This is a genomic window from Bradyrhizobium sp., from assembly GCF_035701725.1.
Classification (GTDB): Bacteria; Pseudomonadota; Alphaproteobacteria; order Rhizobiales; family Xanthobacteraceae; genus Bradyrhizobium.
This window is the reverse complement of sequence record NZ_DASSRP010000342.1, coordinates 1-2,118: the sequence shown is the minus strand read 5'-3', so window position 1 is coordinate 2,118 and position 2,118 is coordinate 1. Positions and strand designations below refer to the sequence as shown.

General features: G+C 62.5%; 2 protein-coding genes and 1 pseudogene. 1 reads left to right on the top strand and 2 read right to left on the bottom strand.

Going from position 1 to position 2,118, the window contains the following annotated elements; translation table 11 throughout:
- Positions 1 to 180: 180 nt before the first annotated feature.
- Positions 181 to 876 carry a VIT1/CCC1 transporter family protein gene (locus VFL62_RS20550; RefSeq protein WP_325174218.1) on the bottom strand — a complete coding sequence of 232 codons (696 nt, stop codon included), beginning with the start codon at positions 874 to 876 and terminating at the stop codon, positions 181 to 183.
- A 27-nt stretch (positions 877 to 903) separates the two neighbouring features.
- Positions 904 to 1,473 (bottom strand): cytochrome b, encoded by a 570-nt coding sequence (locus VFL62_RS20545; RefSeq protein ID WP_325174217.1) that lies wholly within the window; start codon positions 1,471 to 1,473, stop codon positions 904 to 906.
- A 186-nt stretch (positions 1,474 to 1,659) separates the two neighbouring features.
- On the opposite strand from VFL62_RS20545, the pseudogene VFL62_RS20540 reads away from it, so the two are divergent.
- A pseudogene (locus VFL62_RS20540) lies at positions 1,660 to 2,118 on the top strand (universal stress protein); the annotation flags it as partial.

The following is a 2,118-nucleotide window of genomic DNA, read 5'->3' as shown; positions in this document are numbered from 1 at the left end:
AAGCGCCGGTCGCGGTGTTGCGCGGCACGGGTCGCTTCGACGGTGCTCGTGGCGAGGGTACTTTCAAAGGTCAGCTTATGCCGTTCGAGCTTGGCGCAAATCTTTATGCGGACGTCGCCATCACTCTCAAGAAGTAGATCGAAGCAGAACTCTGAATACCCAAGTCCCGAAGGCTTCCGGCTAGCCGAACAGATGGGCGAGCCAGAAGGCCGCCGCGGCGGCGAGCCCGCCAACGAGAAGCGTCTGCAATGCCGACTTCAGCTTGCTCGTGCCGGTAAAGTGGCCCTTGATCGCGCCGAAGCAGAGCAGCGCCAGCCCGGTGGCTGCGACCGAAATTGGCAGCGCCGTCTTGATATCGTGCGCCAGCATATACGGGATCAGCGGAATCAGTCCGCCGACGATGTACGAGCCTCCGATCGTGGCGGCGCTGATCGGGGCGCGCTTCGGATCGGGCCGCTCGAGCCCGAGTTCGAACCGCATCATGAAGTCGACCCAGCGCTTACGATCGGCCGCGATCGCGTTCACCACGTTCCGCAGCAATTGCCCTTCCAGGCCGTATTCGCGGAAGATGGTCTCGACCTCCGCGATCTCCTTGTCGTGCAGATGCGTGATCTCGTCATTTTCACGGCGCTCTTCGGCCGCGTAATGCTCTGCATCGGTCCGCGCGGCGAGATAGCCGCCGAGCCCCATGGCGATCGCGCCCGCCACGACTTCCGCAAGTCCGGCCGTGACGATCACGTCGGTGCTGACCACCGCGGCCGACAAGCCGGCGGCAAGCGCAAACGGCACGGTGAGGCCATCGGCCATGCCGATGACCACATCGCGCACCGATTCCGACGCGGTGAAATGCTTCTCGACGTGCGGCGTGGCAGGCATATCGATCTTTCGTTTCGCGCCCGGCGGTCAGCTCAACTTGCGCGAGCCCGGCAGCATGCGCCGCAACGTGTTGTCGCCAAAAACGATGTGGTGCAGCAGCGCAGCCGTCATATGGAACGCGGCCAAAACGAGCAGAAGATTGGCCAGAACCTCGTGCACCTCCTTCACGTTATGCGCGAACGCCTTGTCTGCAACCCACGGCGAGGGAATTTCGGCAAGGCCGAACAGCGGCAGCGAATGGCCACGCGCAAACTGCACCGCGATGCCGAGCAACGGCACCAGCACCAGCAATCCGTAGAGCGCGTAGTGCGTCAACCGGGACACCGGGTCAGTCCACTGCACCAGCCATTTCCCGAACTCGGTGGAAAGAGCCTTGGGAGGCGGGTTTGCGATACGCCATGGGATCCGCACGAACGCGATCACCAGGATGGTCAATCCGACCCAGATATGGATCAGCAATCCGGAATCCCTGACGCGTCCTTCGGAAAGCTCGTCGCCGAACGAGCCCAGGGCCCAGGCGACGATCACCAAAGCAACCGTGGCCCAGTGCAGCGTCTTGGCGACCGGGCCGTAGTCTTCTTGTCCGATGTTGTTCATGGCTTCACCCTGGTCTCGAAAACTAGGGCGGCTCGGGCGGGTGAGGTTGATCTGGATCAACGGATAGTTCTCAGAAGAGCAGGCTTGATCGGGCTTTACAGTGCGTGGCCGGCGATCTGCGATAGATCAAATCGGCCGCAGCGTCAGAGGCTAGCGTTCATACCTCTGATGTGCCCGGAGGGTTCGATGGCGATCAAGGATGTGCTGCTCACGCTGACCAGTTACCCCGACCCGACACCCGATTCGGTGATCGAGCGGGCTGTGTCGTTCGGCTCCGCACTTGACGCGCACCTCGCGGCGATCTCGTGCGACGTTCAGGTTCAGATCCCCGGCAGCTTTCTCTCCTTTGGCGCGGCGGGAGCGATCGCTGCGCGCGAGGGGCATCGCAGCCACGACAGCGCGGAAGGCCTGCTGGCGGCCTTTGAATCCACCGCGCAAAAGGCCGGCCTGCTGCACGAAATCATTCACGAGAAAAGCGTGAGCTATCGCGTTCCCGAGCGATTGGTGGAATATGCGCGGCTGCGCGATCTCACCATCGTTTCGGTGCCGGAATCCTACGATCAATGGTACGCCGAAGCGATCATTTTCGGATCGGGACGCCCGACGCTGGTCGTGCCCGAAACCCCGCCGTCCGGGCCGTTTGAA

Bases quoted from the DNA above. Each gene is read 5' to 3' on its own strand.
- VFL62_RS20550 (WP_325174218.1), bottom strand. From the start codon at position 876: ATGCCTGCCACGCCGCACGTCGAGAAGCATTTCACCGCGTCGGAATCG.
- VFL62_RS20545 (WP_325174217.1), bottom strand. From the start codon at position 1,473: ATGAACAACATCGGACAAGAAGACTACGGCCCGGTCGCCAAGACGCTG.